Source organism: Actinosynnema sp. NPDC091369, assembly GCF_044757065.1.
Taxonomy (GTDB): domain Bacteria; phylum Actinomycetota; class Actinomycetes; order Mycobacteriales; family Pseudonocardiaceae; genus Actinosynnema.
In genome coordinates this window covers 159,368-173,255 of sequence record NZ_JBIVUG010000002.1, presented here as the reverse complement: position 1 = coordinate 173,255, position 13,888 = coordinate 159,368, and the positions used below count along the sequence as shown (strand labels likewise).

Here is a 13,888-nt window from a genome sequence, read left to right as displayed (position 1 = left end):
CGCGATCCACTTCGTCACGGACGGTTCGAATGTGTCACAACGTTGGGACAGCGGGGAATTCGCCCTCCGCGCAGCACCGGGGAGCGGGCCCGCGGGCCCGCTCCCCGGTGTCGGTCACGTGCCGGCGTCAGTCGACGACGGCCACCGGCTCCGCTCCCGCGGCGGCGGTCCGGTCCGCGGTTCGCGGCTTGCGCAGCGCGAAGCTCACCAGGATGCCGAGCACGATGCCGATCGCCGCGACGTACACCGCGGACTGGAGGGTGTGGGTGGTGAAGCCGATCGCGCCGGGGTTGGCGATGGCCACCAGCACGGCGAGACCGACGGCGGTGCCGACCTGCATCGCGGTGGACGTCATCGCCGAGGCGATGCCCTGCTCGCCGCCCGCGACCCCGGACGCGGCGGCGATCCACATGCCGGTCCACGTGATGCCCTGGCCGATGCCGTAGAGGGCGAAGCCGGGCAGCACGGCGAGGTACGAGCCGCCCGCGTCGCTCATGCCGTAGGCGATGGCGGCGGTGCCGAGGATGCCGATCGACATGCCCAGCACCAGGATGACCCGCATGTCGACCTTGCCCGCCATGCGACCGCTGATCTGCGTGCCGACCGCGATCAGCAGCGCGGGCACCAGGAACGCCAGGCCCGTCTGAAGTGCGTCGTAGCCGTGCACGGTCTGGAAGAACACGGTCAGGAAGTACGGCACGGTGCTGTAGGTCGCGCCGAAGACGAACGCGATGGACATGGCGGTGCTGAGGCTGCGGTTGGTGAACAGGCGCAGCGGCATCAGCGGGTCGCGGCTGCGGCCCTCGATGAGCGCGAACGCGACCAGCAGGACGACCGACAGCACCAGGCTGATCAGCACCTCCGGCGAGGTCCAGCCGGACTCCGGACCCTGCACCAGCACGAACACCAGCAGCGTCACGCCCAGGGTCGCGGTGACCGCGCCCGGGAGGTCGAACGTGCGACCCCGCTCGCGGGCCGGGTCGCGGGGGATGAGCGCGAACGCGACCAGCGCGGCGAGCCCGGCCAGCGGCACGTTGACGTAGAACACCGACGTCCAGCCGAACGCGTCGGTGAGCAGGCCGCCGAGCAGCGAGCCGAGGCACAGGCCGCTGGCGCCGCAGGCGCTCCACACCGCGAGCGCCCGGTTGCGCTCCTTGCCCTCCGCGAACATCGTGTTGACCAGCGAGAGGGTGGCCGGGAACAGCAGCGCGCCGCCCAGGCCCTGCAACGCGCGCGCGGCGATCATCACGCCGGTGTTGGGCGCGAGGCCGCCGAGCAGGGAGGCGACGGCGTAGACGGTCAGCGCCAGCACGAACATCCGGCGCCTGCCGAGCAGGTCGGCCGCCCGGCCGCCGAGCACGAGCAGGCCGCCGAACGCGACGGCGTACGCGCTGATCACCCATTGCAGGGTCTGGGCGCTGAAGCCGAGGGAGTCGCCGATGTCCGGCAGCGCGACGTAGACGATGTTGAAGTCCACGGTGATGATCAGCTGCGCGAACCCGAGCAGCAGCAGGGCCGGGCCGAGCCGTCGAGCCTGGGGCGGGGCGGTGGGCATGGCGCTCCTTGTCGTGGGCACCGTACGTCACTATACGTACAGTTGGAATGTACGTGGATGCTCGTACAGTCGCGCCCCGCTGTCAAACCGCTCGCCAGGGTTTGTCATTTCGTCTGTACGCGTACACTCGTCACCGTGTCCGAACCCCACCACCCGACCCGCGACCAGATCCGGCTGGAGGCCGTGCTCACCGCGCTCGGCCACCCGTTGCGGATGAACGTGCTCCAGGTGCTCGCGGAGGGCGGGGAGTACCCGTGCGGCGCGATCGTGGACGGCGTGTCGAAGTCGACGCTGACGCACCACTGGCGGGTGTTGCGGGAGAGCGGTGTCATCAACCAGCGCGCCTCGGGTCGGACGCTGCTGCTGTCGCTGCGGCGGGAGGACCTGGACGCCCGGTTCCCGGGGCTGATCGACGCCATCCTGTCCTCGTACACGCCTGCCGACCCGGCCGAGCTCGTCGACGCCCGCTGACCCGGGCGGCACCGGGGGCGGCCCGCCGCCGCACGCAACAGCGAACCGCCCCACACCCGGCGGCCATCGCCATCCCGATCACGCCTGGCTGCGACCACCACGGCGCGCCCGGCGCTGCGGTCGACGGGACCAGGTCCGAGGGTGGCGGTCACCCAAGCCGTGCCCAGGGCTGCTGTCACCCCGGCCATGCCCCGCGGCGGCGGCACCTCGGCGTTCCGGCGGTGCCGCCGCCTCGGGGCGTCGGCTAGGACGACCGGCCGGCGACCAGCATCTCCGGCATCCGGAAGTCCGCGTTGGCGGGCATCAGGATCGCGTGCGCGACCGACACCAGCGTGATGTGCCGGTGCCAGCCCGCGAACGAGCGGCCGGTGAAGTCCTCGATGCCCACCTGCGAGCTGACCTCCGCCACGTCCTGGCGCACCCGGTCGAGCTGGCGGGTCAACCGCAGCAGCCCCGCGCTCGACGTGTCGGTCAGGTCCGACAGCCACAGCTGCGGCAGGCCGTTGCCGTCCGGCGGCCACACCGCCAGCAGCACCAGGCGACCCGGTCGCGCCGTGTCACCGGGCATCGTCACGTCCATGGTCGCGCACAGCCGGAACCGGTGCGACGGGTCGAGCACCACGGGTCGCCGCAACGGGTGCAGCGCGGGCCGCAGCGAGCGCAGCGCCGTGCGGACCCGCCGGTTGTCCGCCAGGTCCGCCACCACGTTCACCGACGCGTCGACCCGCATCACGAACGACACCTCGCGCATGCGCAGCTGGGCGATCAGGGCCTCGGCGTCCGCCTCGCGCGCGTCCAGCACCAACGGCCGCGGCTGGACGTCCCAGCCCTCGGCCACCTCCAGCGCGGCGTTGAGCTTGCACGAACCGGGCGTGGTCGACGACAGGTGCGCCGGGATCGCGGCCTGGCGCCGGCGCACCGGGTCGTTCAGCCAGCTGTCGGGCAGGGCGAGCCGCCAGTTGACGGGGTAGCTCGTGTGCTCGGAGGCCAGCCAGACGCCGTAGGCGTGCTGGCTGTTGGCGACCCGGCCCAGGTGCTGCACGAAGGCGTTCTGCACGCCGACCGAGTGCCGGCCGGACTTCGTGATCGCCATCGAGTCCACCACCCAGGCGATCGGCTTGACCGTGCGGTCCAGGTGCTCGGCCAACGCCCGCCGCACCTGCTGCCAGTCCCACGGCGAGTTGCTGACGAAGTGGTGCAGGCTCTGCTCGGCCGCGGGCCTGCCGAACTGGGACGCGAGGTTGCGCATCGACTTGCGGCCCTCCGCGGCGAGCAGACCGCGGACGTACAGCTCCCCCGCGCGGCGCTGGCTCCGCCTCGCCAACGACGCGAATACCCGTTCGCACAGCTCCGCGGCGTCCTCGGCCAGCCACTCCCGATCCAGCTCCGCGTGTCTCGTCACGTGCGCATTGCTCATTTTCGGCTCCCCACAGCGGCGTTGTCGACCTGTTCGGGCGCGCCGTCCCGGCGAAATAACCGGAGTCGGCGCGGCCCGGCGTGCGTGGTGGCGCTGCGCGCACAGCCAATGGCGGCCGCCCCCTCGACGGCCACGCGCCGCGCTCGATCCACTGACCGGTGCGAAACGTGCTCAGGTAAGGAGTTCTCCCAGCGTGACTGCCCCCTGCGCCGGCCACCGGTCGATGTCGCTCATGATGCCACGACCGCAGGGAATTGGCCAACGTCTGCGCAATCACGCCAATTGACCGAGTAGGCCGTCAATACGGGCAAATAGCGTAGGAGTGCGCGGAGTCGGCGTGGAATATTCCTTTGTAAAGAGTCGGTCGGTCGCCGAGTGTGACAATACGGCGACCGACCGTTTCTTCACCCGGCGGATGCTTCCACGCGCCGCGCCGCGACGAGGGATTCGGGTGTGCCCGACGAGGCGCCGAACCGGGTCGCGCCGTGCAGCCAGGCGATCTTCTCGTGCAGCTCGTCGGTCGACCACCCGCCGAGCATCGCGTTGCGCCGCTGCGCGGCCTCGCCCGAGGGGTGGTACAGCCGGGTGCCCATGGCCCTGGCCAGGAGCTGCGCGGCCGCCGTGCGCTCGCGCCGGTCCCCGACGAACGCCGCGAACGCGGCGGCCGGCTCGCCGTCAGTCAGCAGGTCGCCCAGGTGCACCGCGTCCTCCAGCGCCATGCAGGCCCCCTGCGCGGCGTACTGCAACATCGGGTGCGCCGCGTCGCCGAGCAGCACCACCCGGCCGTCGGCCCACCGGTCGACCGGGTCGCGGTCGCACAGCACCCAGCTGCGCCAGTCCCGCCCGAGCGCGAGCAGCGCCCGGATCACCGGCGCGGCGTCGGCGAACTCGGCGAGCACCCGCTCGTGCTCCACCGGCACGCCCACGACGACCTCGGTCGCGCCGTTGTCGCGGGTGATGGCCACGTTCAACGAGCGGCCACCGTCGATCGGGTAGTGCACGAAGTGCCAGCGCGGACCGGCCCACAGCGTCACCGAGTCCGACCGCAGCCGCGCGGGCACCGTCTCCATCGGGATGACCGAGCGGTAGATGGTGTGCCCGGACACCCGCGGCTCGCCGTCGCTCACGAGCTGCGCCCGCACGGCCGAGCGCAGCCCGTCCGCACCCACCAAGGCGTCGCCGCGCACCCGCCCACCGTCGGCCAGCACCGCGTCCACGCCGTCACCGTCCTGCTCATAGCCGACGACCGGGCTGTCCACCCGCAGCTCCACGCCGCGGTGCGCGCGGCACCGCGCCAGCAGCGGGGCGTACAGGTCGTTGCGGTGCACGACCGCGTACGGGTTGCCGAAGCGCGCGCGGTACTCGCCGAGCACCGGCAGCGCGGCGACCTGCTCGCCGGTGACGGCGTCCATGAAGCGCAGGGCGTCGACGTGCACCGCCCGGTCGAGCACGGCCTCGGCGACGCCCAGCCGGTCCAGCGCGAGGAACGCGTTCGGCGCCAACTGGATGCCCGCGCCCAGCTCGGTGAACTCGGACCTGCGCTCCAGCACCACGACCCGGTGGCCGCGGTCGGCCACCGCGAGCGCGGTGGCCAAGCCGCCGATGCCGCCCCCGGCGACGATCACACGTGACATCGTTCCTCCGCGCCCCGCCTCACGGCAGTTCGATCGACTGGGAGTGGCGGAACACGTCGCGCGGGTCCCACCTCGCCTTGACCTGTCGCAGCCTGGGGTAATTCCCCTTGTAGTACAAGGTGGACCACGGCACGCCGGACGTGTTCTGCGCCGGGTCGCGCAGGTCGCCGTCCGGGTAGTTGACGTAGCAGCCGTCGGTGATCGCGTTGGACACCGGCACGCCGCCGGTGTCGGCGTAGACCTCGCGGTAGAGGTCGCGCAGCCACGCGATGTGCTGCGCGTCCTCCGCCTGCTCGGTCCAGAACACCTGGTAGAGCAGCTTGAACGTGGAGTCGCGCTGGCCGTTCGCGGTCGCGTTCTCGCGCACGCGGTTGATGTTGCCGCCGAACGACAGCATCGTCACCATGGCCATCGGGTTGGCGTAGTCGGCCCGCGTGAGGTGCTTGTGGAGCGCGGCGATGTGCGCGGCGGGGAAGTTCTTGCGCATGTACGTGGACTTGTGCGCGCCGCGCAGCGTCGGGTTGGTCAGCACCGGGTTGCTGGTGCCGAGCAACCGCGTGGCGGCCAACCACGGCAACCGCCGCGGCGTCGAGGCGGGGGACGGGACCACCGAGGTGCCGGCGGTGATCGCGGACAGGTAGTCCTGCAACAGCGCCGCCGAGTTCGGCACCGACGCGTCCTGCACGGTCAGCATCACCAGGTTGCCGTTGGAGCGGTGGTACAGGGAGAAGAAGCTGCTCAGGCCGATGTTCGCGCCGCCGGGCGCGCCGTTTGCCTCGTGCCACGCGCCGTAGTTGTGCACGAGCCGGGTGAACGCGGTGCGGTCGATGGAGCTCCACGGGAACTGCACGACGCTGACGATCACCTCCGCCGGCGGCTTGACCAGCAGGTCGGACGGGGTGGTCCCGGTCGCGCCCGGCGAGCGGAACCAGTACCGCGTGATGACGCCGAAGTTGCCGCCGCCGCCACCGGTGTTGCCCCACCACAGGTCGTGGTTGGGGTCGTTCGGGTCACGGGTCGCGATCACCGCCCTGGCCACGCCCGACCGGTCGACCGTGACGACCTCGACGGCGTGCAGGTGGTCCACGGTCAGGCCGTGCACGCGGGAGAGCAGGCCGTACCCGCCGCCGCTGACGTGGCCGCCGATGCCCACCGAGTAGCACATGCCGCCGGGCAGCGTGACGCCCCACTCCTTGAACAGGCGGTCGTACACGTCGAGCAGCAGCGCGCCGCCCTCGACCGCGAACGCGCCCATCGCGGCGTCCCAGTACACCCGGTCCATGCGGGACATGTCGATGACCACCTGGACCTCCGGGTGGTACACGAAGTCCTCGAAGCAGTGCCCGCCACCGCGGATGGAGATCCGCTTGCCCGCCCGCACCGCGCCCTGCACCGCGGCCACCACGTCGTTCGTCCCGCCCACCAGCTGGATCGCCTCGGGTCGCGCCGTCCACCGGGAGTTGTTGCCGGTGATCAGCTGCGCGTACCTCGGGTCGTCGGGCGTCACGGTCGGCTTCCCGATGCGGCCCGACACCTCCTCGGCCGTCGCGACGCCACCCGCGGCCAGGGCGCCGGCCACCGAGCCGGTCACCGCCCCGGCCAGGGCGACGCTCGCCGAACCCGTCAGCACGCGCCTGCGGGATAACTCACGCCCAGTTTCTTCAGACATGTTCCTAAAAGCCCTCTCGTCCCGGGAGGCGTCGAGTATCACCGCGGTCGCGGGCCGCCCGGCATCACGTGTTCTCGTGATTCGCGGTGAGCGCGACGAGGGGCACTGTGGGGTTCGTCGGTGACCGCAACGCGATGGGAGCACGGTGAGTTTCACGTCGGATCAGCTGAAGGCCGCGGTGCACGTGCCACCCGGTGCGGGGCCGAGCAGGTGGGTGTTCGGCGACCGCTACACGCTCAAGTCGGGCCTGCACAACACGGGCCCGGCGTTCGGGTTGGTGGAGGCCGTCGTGCCCGCGGGCGGTGGGCCGCCCAAGCACGTCCACTACCACGAGGACGAGCTGTTCTACGTGATCGACGGCCGGTTGGAGCTGTTCACCGGCGAGGAGACGGTGGTCGCCGAGCCGGGCGCGTTCATCTACGTCCCGCGCGGCGTCACGCACTCGTTCACCAACGCCTTCACCGAGGACTGCCGGATGCTGCTGATGTTCCTGCCCGCCGGCAAGGAGCGGTTCTTCCTGGAGATGGGCGTCTCGGCCGACGACGGCGCGCCGCCGCCACCGCCGGAGCAGTACGCGATCGACCGGGAGAACGCGATCCGGCTCGCGCCCAAGTACGGGGAGAGGTACGTCTGATGCTGATCGACGTGCACCACCACGCCATTCCGCCGGTGTACCGCGACGCGTTGCGCGGCATCGACCCGATCCCCGGCGTCGACTACCCCACGTGGGAGCCCGACCGGAGCCTGGAGGTGATGGACCGCAACGGCATCACCGCCGCGCTGCTGTCGATCACCGCGCCCGGCGTCTCGTTCGCCGGACCGGTCGACGCGCCGAAGCTGGCCAGGCAGGTCAACGAGTACTTCGCCGAGCTCGTCGCGGCGCACCCGACCCGCTTCGGCGCGTTCGCCGTGCTGCCCCTGCCGGACGTCGCCGCCGCGAGGGACGAGCTGTCCTACGCGGTGGACCAGCTCGGCCTCGACGGCGTCAACGTGCTCACCAGCTACCGGGGGGAGTACCTGGGCGCGCCGGAGTTCGAGCCGCTGCTCGCCGAGATCGCCGACCGCGGCACCGCGGTCCACGTGCACCCGGCCGCGCCGCCCGCCCGGGACCTGGCCACGTTCGGCCTGCCGCCGTCGCTGTACGAGTTCACCTTCGAGACCACCCGCACCGCGGTGAGCCTGCTGTTCGGCGGCGTGCTGGACCGGCTGCCGGATCTGCGGCTGATCCTGTCGCACGCGGGCGGCACGCTGCCGTTCCTGGCCAAGAGGCTCACCTACGGCCCGACGATCGGCGCCTACCTGCGCGGCAAGCCGCCGCTCGACGTGCTCGCGTCGTTGGGCCGCCTGCACTACGACATCGCCATGTCGGCCACCCCGCACGCGCTGCCCGCGCTGACCGAGCTGGCGGGCGCGGACCACGTGCTGTTCGGCAGCGACTACCCGTTCATGCCGGACTGGCACACCGAGGAGAACGTCGCGGGCTTCGCCGGTCACCCCGGGTGGACCGACGCGCAGCGATCCCGGGTGGCGAGCGGGAACGCGCTGGACCTGTTCCCGACGTTGCGCGCGCGGATTGTGACTTAATCCGCGGGTTGTCACGAACTCCACGACGGGTTCGTTGACCCGCCCGACCCCACCGGCACACAGTGGCACCAGGCCATCAGTGACCAGGGGGAGCCCGGATGTCGAACACGCGGGGATCGACCGGACCCGACACGACCGGCGGCTGGACCAGCCTGACGCCCGCCGAGGCGCGCGTGGCCGGGCTGGTCGTGCTGGGGTTGACCAACCGGGCGGTGGCCCGCCGGTTGGCCATCTCCCCGCACACGGTGGACACCCACCTGCGCCGCGTGTTCGGCAAGCTGCGCGTGCGCAGCCGCGTGGAGCTGACCAGGGAGGTCCTCTCCCGCGGCCACGCCGCGGTGGTCGACGCCTGACCCGGTCGGGTCAGCCCGCCTCGATCGCCTGCACGATGAGCTCGTTGCGGGCGTCCTGGCCCAGCGGCTCGGTGGTGTGCACGCCGTCGCGCAGGTACGCCGTGAGCCGGGTCGGCTTCGCGGCCAGGAACTCGGCCCAGCGGATGATGCGCAGGTTCGGGTGCGCCCGCTGGGCGTCGGCGAGCTGGAGGTTGATCCACGCGCTGTTGCGCTGGTCGGCCAGCTGCACGGCGGCGGTCTGGCTGGTGCGGGCGACCTGCACGTTCACCCAGTACACCCGCCGGCCCGGGCCGACGATGTCCATCACGCGCTCGACCTGGGCGGCGAACACCGGCGGCGTGAAGATGTCGTTGGACCCGGTGGCCATCAGGACGCGGCCGGGCAGGCCGTAGGTCTGGGCCCACTGCGCCAGCGCGTCGACGGCGGGCGCGGTCGGCCGGCCGGACCAGTTGTGCACGGCGATGACGTCGCCGGTCCGGCTGTTCAGCCGCTGGGCCAGGGAGTAGCCGTCCTGCACCGAGATGCTGTCGCCGAACATGAACAGCCCGTCGGTGTCGAGCACCGGCCTGATCTGGGTGAGGGTCGAGATCGCCTTGGACGAGTTCTCCCACGGACCCAGCGCGCCGGAGCCGTAGCCGTCGGCGAACGCCTCCGGCGCGGTCAGCAACGTCGAGCCGACCGCGACCGCGCCCGCGGTCAGCAGCCGGCGGCGAGTGGTCTTCCCGGTGCTCACGACACGACCTCCGGTTCGGTGCGGCGGGTCGTCGACGATCGGTGCATGGCGGTGCCTCCCCGGTCTCGGTCACGCGGTGCGCACGGTACCGCTCCTGCGTGCCGGTGAGGCGGGAATGAGCAGGAAGCCACCGGACGGGTGGCGCGGGCGCCGTCATCCGGTGATCGTCAGGTGATCGGCAGGTGGGCGGGCGGGGTGCTGCGGCATGATGGCGGTGCGGCGCGCGGCACCGCGTGCCGCTGTCCTGTTCGGACCGTTGTTCCCGGGACGAGGGGGTAGGTCATCCGTCCTCTGTGGACAGAAATGGGCGGTCGCGCCGGATCGGGGGCGGGGTCGTGAGCTTCGGGGAGTTCCTGGCCGACCGGTGGCACCGGTTGCTGGTCGAAGCCCTCCTGCACGTCAGCGCGGTGGTGCAGTGCGCGGCCGTCGCCGCGGTGATCGGGGTGGGCATCGGGGTCGCGGTGTACCGCAGCCCGCTCGGCTCGACCGCCGCGACGGCGTTGACCAGCGCCATCCTCACCATCCCGGCGTTCGCCCTGCTCGGCCTGCTCATCCCGGTCCTGGGCCTGGGCGTGCCGCCGACCGTGGTCGCGCTCGTGCTGTACGGCCTGCTGCCGGTCGTGCGCAACACGATCGTGGGTCTCGGCGGCGTCGACCCGGCGGTGCGCGACGCGGCGCGGGGCGTCGGGATGAGCCGGTGGGGCGTGCTGACCGGGGTGGAGCTGAAGCTGGCCTGGCCCGCGATCCTGACCGGGACCCGGGTCGCCACCCAGATGCTGATGGGGATCGCCGCGATCGCCGCCTACGCCCGCGGTCCCGGCCTGGGCGTGGAGATCTTCGCCGGGCTGACCAGGGCGGGCAGCGCGAACGCGACCAACCAGGCGGTGGCCGGCACGCTCGGCATCGTCGTCCTCGCGCTGGTCCTGGACGGGGTCTTCGCGCTGATCGGCCGCTGCACCGTCTCCAGGGGGATCCGTGGCCAGTGAGATCCGGCTCGTCGACGTGACCAAGCGCTACCCCGGCGTCGCGGCGCCCGCGGTGGAGTCGGTCAGCCTGACCGTCCCGGCGGGGGAGACGGTGGTGCTGGTCGGCACCTCCGGGTGCGGCAAGACCACCACGATGCGGATGATCAACCGGCTGATCGAGCCGACCTCGGGCCGCATCACCATCGACGGCGTGGACACGCTGTCGCTGGACCCCGACGAGCTGCGCCGCGGCATCGGGTACGCCATCCAGCAGGCGGGGCTGTTCCCGCACCTGACGGTCGGCCAGAACGTCGGGACGGTCCCCGGCCTGCTGGGCTGGCGGCGTCCCCGGGTCGCCGACCGGGTGGACGAGATGCTGGACCTGGTCGGGCTCGACCCGGCCGAGTTCCGCGACCGCTACCCGCGGCAGCTCTCCGGCGGGCAGCAGCAGCGCGTCGGCGTGGCCCGCGCGCTCGCCGCCGACCCGCCCGTGCTGCTGATGGACGAGCCGTTCGGCGCGGTGGACCCGATCACCCGCGGCAACCTGCAGGACGAGCTGATGCGGCTGCAGTCCGAGCTGCGCAAGACGATCGTGTTCGTCACGCACGACTTCGACGAGGCGGTCAAGATCGGCGACCGGATCGCCGTGCTCGGTCCCCGGTCGCGCGTGCTGCAGTACGACACGCCCGAGGCGATCCTGGCCAACCCGGCGGACGACACGGTCGCCGGGTTCGTCGGCGCGGGCGCGTCGCTCAAGCAGCTCGGGCTGCGCCGGGTGCGCGAGGTCGAGCTGAGCCAGGCGGTGACCGCGTCGGTGACCGACCGGCCTGCCGAGGTCGGCCGCCTGCTCGCCGCGTCCGGGCACCGCTACGCGCTGCTGCTGGACGCCCGCGACCGACCGGTGAGCTGGGTGCACGAGCGCGACCTGGGACGACCGCGGCCGGTCGGCACGACGCTGTCGCTCCAGTCGACGGTGCAGGACGCCCTGGAGGCCATCCTCACCGAGGGCGGCGCGGCGGTCGTCACCGGCGCGCGCGGCGAGTACGTGGGGCTGGTGGAGGTGGACGCCGTGATCGGCGCCGTGCAGAAGCTGCGCGACGACCACGCGGGAGCGGACGCGTGACGGCCGCGGCGGTCCGGACGCCCACCGCCTCACCGCGCCGGGCCGACCGGCTGCGCCTGCTGGTCCAGCCGGCCGTCGTGGTGGCGCTGGTCGGCGGCGTGCTGCTGTGGGCGTTCAGCCGGGACCTCGACTCGATCGAGCGGCAGAGCCTCACCGCGTCCGCCCTGGTGGCCGCGACCCGGGACCACCTGGTGATCAGCCTGGTCGTGGCCGCGCTGGTCCTCGTGGTGGCCGTCCCGCTCGGCGTCGTGCTCACGCGCCGGTGGGCCCGACCGGCCGCGCCGCTGTTCCTCGGCATCGCCACGATCGGCCAGGCGTCGCCGTCCATCGGCGTCCTGGTGCTGTTCTTCCTGGTGTCGGGGTGGGAGGGGCTGTGGGCGGCGGTGCTGCCGATCGCCTTCTACGCGCTGCTGCCGGTGCTGCGCAACACCGTGGTCGGTCTCCAGGGCGTCGACCCGGCGCTGGTCGACGCCGGGCGCGGCATCGGCATGTCCGCGGGCGCCGTGCTGCGCCGCGTCGAGCTGCCGCTGGCCGTGCCGCTGATCCTGGCCGGGCTGCGCACCGCGCTGGTGCACGCGGTCGGCGTCGCGACCCTCGCGGTGTTCGTCAACGGTGGCGGGCTCGGGTTGCTGATCGACACCGGCTACAAGCTGTCCCGGCCGCCGGTGCTCGTCACCGGCGCCGTGCTGGCGGTCGGCCTCGCGCTGCTCGTGGACTGGCTCGGCGCCCTGGTCGAGACCTACCTCGGACCGAAGGGGCTGCGATGAGGCGGATCACCCGGTCGGTGGTCGCGGCGGTGGTGCTGCTGACGTCCGGCTGCGGGCTGGAATCGTCGTTCGCGCTGCCCTTCGAGGTGGCGCCGGGCTCGATCCGACCCGTGTCCGAGCTGGCCGGGGTGGACATCGCGGTGGGCTCCAAGGACTTCACCGAGAACCAGGTCCTCGGCTACCTCGCCGAGGTCGCCCTGGTCGCGGCGGGCGCCGAGGTGCGCGACCTGACCAACATCCAGGGCTCCAACAGCTCCCGCCAGGCGCTGCTCACCGGTGACGTCGACCTGTCCTGGGACTACACCGGCACCGGGTGGATCAGCTACCTCGGCAACACCGACCCCATCCCCGACGAGCGGGCCCAGTACGAGGCGGTCCGCGACGCCGACCTGGCCCGCAACGGCCTGGTCTGGCTGGACCACTCGGCGATCGACAACACCTACGCCTTCGCCGTCACCCGCGAGTTCGCCCGCACCCACGACCTGCGCACCACCTCCGACATGGCCGCCCTGATCGCCCGCGCGCCGCACGAGGCCGTGTTCTGCCTGGAGACCGAGTTCGTCAGCCGCGACGACGGCTTTCCGGGCGTGGCGGAGACCTACGGCTTCGACCCCGGCGCGGTCGAGGTCAAGACGTTCGGCACCGGCACGATCTACACCGCGACCTCGACCGGGCTGTGCAACTTCGGCGAGGTGTTCACCACGGACGGCCGGATCGTCGCGCTGGACCTGGTCGTGCTGGAGGACGACAAGAGGTTCTTCCCCCGCTACAACGCGGCGGTCGTGCTGCGCCGGGACTTCCACACCGCGCACCCGCAGGTCGCCGAGGTGCTGGCGCCGATCGTGGCGCGGCTCGACAACGACACCATCCGCGGCCTCAACGCGGAGGTGGACGTCGCCGGCCGCGACCCGGCCGCGGTCGCGCGCGACTGGCTGGTGCGCGAGGGGTTCGTCTCGCTGCCCTCCTGACCCGGCTCACGACCTCCCGCGCAGCCGCGCCAGGACCTCCTCGGCGGTCAGGCAGCCGGCGGTCGTCAGCTCCAGGTTCGCCAGCGAGGCGGCGTGCGCGGCGTCGTCGGCGGCGGTCACGCAGTCGCTCACGACGTGCACGGTGAAGCCCAGGTCGGTGGCGTGCCGCGCGGTCTGCTCGACGGTCAGGTTGGTGGCCACCCCGGTCAGGAACAGCGTGTCGACGCCCAGGTCGGACAGCCGGACGGCCAGGTCGTTGCCGGCCAGGCCGGACAGCTTCTGGTTGTCGACCACGGTCCCCGCCGCGCCGGCCACCTCCGGGATCAGCCGCGCGCCCGGCGCGTCCGGCCGGAACGCCTCCTGGGCGTCGGCGACCGCGCGCATGAACCCGGTGTTGCGCACCAGCCCGCCCTCGCCCTCGGGGACGGTGAACCGGGTGAAGAACACCGGCACGCCCGCCTGCGCGTGCAAGCGCGCCGCCCGCTCGACGACGCCGCTGCGGGCCACCGGCTCGGCGAGCATGGGGCCGAAGAACCCCTCCGGCTTGATGACGTTGACCTGCCAGTGCAGCGCCAACACCGCTGCTCGCTGTGCGTTCGGGCTCATGGCCGCAGATTGTGCCCCGCGCTCGATTAGAGAGTTGTTAGAG

At 72.4% G+C, this 13,888-nt stretch carries 14 protein-coding genes; 8 read left to right on the top strand and 6 right to left on the bottom strand.

All coding sequences use genetic code 11. From position 1 onward, the window contains the following. Positions 1-127 precede the first annotated feature (127 nt). A complete protein-coding gene (locus ACIQMJ_RS09145) occupies positions 128-1,555 on the bottom strand; it encodes an MFS transporter (RefSeq protein ID WP_499760417.1) in 1,428 nt (475 codons plus the stop codon). Between the two features lie 135 nt (positions 1,556-1,690). On the opposite strand from ACIQMJ_RS09145, the gene ACIQMJ_RS09140 reads away from it, so the two are divergent. After that, positions 1,691-2,026, top strand: coding sequence for an ArsR/SmtB family transcription factor (locus ACIQMJ_RS09140; protein WP_499760416.1), 336 nt, complete (start codon positions 1,691-1,693; stop codon positions 2,024-2,026). 244 nt (positions 2,027-2,270) lie between these two features. On the opposite strand, the gene ACIQMJ_RS09135 is transcribed toward ACIQMJ_RS09140, so the two are convergent. From ACIQMJ_RS09135 to ACIQMJ_RS09125, 3 genes are all read right to left on the bottom strand, one after another. Beyond that, complete coding sequence (locus tag ACIQMJ_RS09135) at positions 2,271-3,443, bottom strand: IS701 family transposase (protein WP_499760415.1); 1,173 nt, start codon at positions 3,441-3,443, stop codon at positions 2,271-2,273. A 404-nt stretch (positions 3,444-3,847) separates the two neighbouring features. Continuing rightward, positions 3,848-5,077 (bottom strand): FAD-dependent monooxygenase, encoded by a 1,230-nt coding sequence (locus tag ACIQMJ_RS09130; protein ID WP_499760414.1) that lies wholly within the window; start codon positions 5,075-5,077, stop codon positions 3,848-3,850. A gap of 19 nt (positions 5,078-5,096) precedes the next feature. Then, positions 5,097-6,707, bottom strand: coding sequence for an FAD-binding oxidoreductase (locus ACIQMJ_RS09125; protein WP_499760413.1), 1,611 nt, complete (start codon positions 6,705-6,707; stop codon positions 5,097-5,099). A gap of 184 nt (positions 6,708-6,891) precedes the next feature. Between ACIQMJ_RS09125 and ACIQMJ_RS09120 the strand changes: the two genes are divergently transcribed. The 3 genes from ACIQMJ_RS09120 (at position 6,892) to ACIQMJ_RS09110 (ending at position 8,683) form a co-directional block, all read left to right on the top strand. Continuing rightward, complete coding sequence (locus ACIQMJ_RS09120) at positions 6,892-7,380, top strand: cupin domain-containing protein (RefSeq protein ID WP_499760412.1); 489 nt, start codon at positions 6,892-6,894, stop codon at positions 7,378-7,380. Further along, positions 7,380-8,330 (top strand): amidohydrolase family protein, encoded by a 951-nt coding sequence (locus tag ACIQMJ_RS09115; RefSeq protein WP_499760411.1) that lies wholly within the window; start codon positions 7,380-7,382, stop codon positions 8,328-8,330. Before ACIQMJ_RS09120 ends, ACIQMJ_RS09115 begins: the two co-directional genes overlap by 1 nt. Before the next feature lie 98 nt (positions 8,331-8,428). Further along, on the top strand, positions 8,429-8,683 hold the full coding sequence (locus tag ACIQMJ_RS09110) for a response regulator transcription factor (protein ID WP_499760410.1): 255 nt from the start codon (positions 8,429-8,431) through the stop codon (positions 8,681-8,683). A gap of 10 nt (positions 8,684-8,693) precedes the next feature. On the opposite strand, the gene ACIQMJ_RS09105 is transcribed toward ACIQMJ_RS09110, so the two are convergent. Beyond that, on the bottom strand, positions 8,694-9,416 hold the full coding sequence (locus ACIQMJ_RS09105; RefSeq protein WP_499760409.1) for an SGNH/GDSL hydrolase family protein: 723 nt from the start codon (positions 9,414-9,416) through the stop codon (positions 8,694-8,696). 335 nt (positions 9,417-9,751) lie between these two features. Between ACIQMJ_RS09105 and ACIQMJ_RS09100 the strand changes: the two genes are divergently transcribed. Genes ACIQMJ_RS09100 through ACIQMJ_RS09085 form a run of 4 tightly spaced genes read left to right on the top strand, consistent with a single transcriptional unit; the run spans position 9,752 to position 13,239 of the window. Continuing rightward, the gene (locus ACIQMJ_RS09100) at positions 9,752-10,402 is read left to right on the top strand and encodes an ABC transporter permease (protein ID WP_499760408.1); all 651 of its coding nucleotides are present in this window, start codon (positions 9,752-9,754) and stop codon (positions 10,400-10,402) included. Next, positions 10,392-11,504, top strand: coding sequence for an ABC transporter ATP-binding protein (locus ACIQMJ_RS09095; protein ID WP_499760407.1), 1,113 nt, complete (start codon positions 10,392-10,394; stop codon positions 11,502-11,504). The genes ACIQMJ_RS09100 and ACIQMJ_RS09095 overlap by 11 nt, the downstream gene beginning before the upstream one ends. Further along, positions 11,501-12,271 carry an ABC transporter permease gene (locus ACIQMJ_RS09090; protein WP_499760406.1) on the top strand — a complete coding sequence of 257 codons (771 nt, stop codon included), beginning with the start codon at positions 11,501-11,503 and terminating at the stop codon, positions 12,269-12,271. Before ACIQMJ_RS09095 ends, ACIQMJ_RS09090 begins: the two co-directional genes overlap by 4 nt. Continuing rightward, positions 12,268-13,239: a glycine betaine ABC transporter substrate-binding protein gene (locus tag ACIQMJ_RS09085; protein WP_499760405.1), complete on the top strand. Its 972-nt coding sequence runs from the start codon at positions 12,268-12,270 to the stop codon at positions 13,237-13,239. Before ACIQMJ_RS09090 ends, ACIQMJ_RS09085 begins: the two co-directional genes overlap by 4 nt. Before the next feature lie 6 nt (positions 13,240-13,245). Here ACIQMJ_RS09085 and ACIQMJ_RS09080 read toward each other — a convergent pair whose 3' ends face one another. After that, positions 13,246-13,845, bottom strand: coding sequence for a cysteine hydrolase family protein (locus tag ACIQMJ_RS09080; protein WP_499760404.1), 600 nt, complete (start codon positions 13,843-13,845; stop codon positions 13,246-13,248). Positions 13,846-13,888: the final 43 nt, after the last annotated feature.

Coding starts and splice junctions, on each gene's coding strand:
- ACIQMJ_RS09145 (WP_499760417.1), bottom strand. CDS start 1,555: ATGCCCACCGCCCCGCCCCAGGCTCGACGGCTCGGCCCGGCCCTGCTG.
- ACIQMJ_RS09135 (WP_499760415.1), bottom strand. CDS start 3,443: ATGAGCAATGCGCACGTGACGAGACACGCGGAGCTGGATCGGGAGTGG.
- ACIQMJ_RS09130 (WP_499760414.1), bottom strand. CDS start 5,077: ATGTCACGTGTGATCGTCGCCGGGGGCGGCATCGGCGGCTTGGCCACC.
- ACIQMJ_RS09115 (WP_499760411.1), top strand. CDS start 7,380: ATGCTGATCGACGTGCACCACCACGCCATTCCGCCGGTGTACCGCGAC.
- ACIQMJ_RS09110 (WP_499760410.1), top strand. CDS start 8,429: ATGTCGAACACGCGGGGATCGACCGGACCCGACACGACCGGCGGCTGG.
- ACIQMJ_RS09085 (WP_499760405.1), top strand. CDS start 12,268: ATGAGGCGGATCACCCGGTCGGTGGTCGCGGCGGTGGTGCTGCTGACG.
- ACIQMJ_RS09080 (WP_499760404.1), bottom strand. CDS start 13,845: ATGAGCCCGAACGCACAGCGAGCAGCGGTGTTGGCGCTGCACTGGCAG.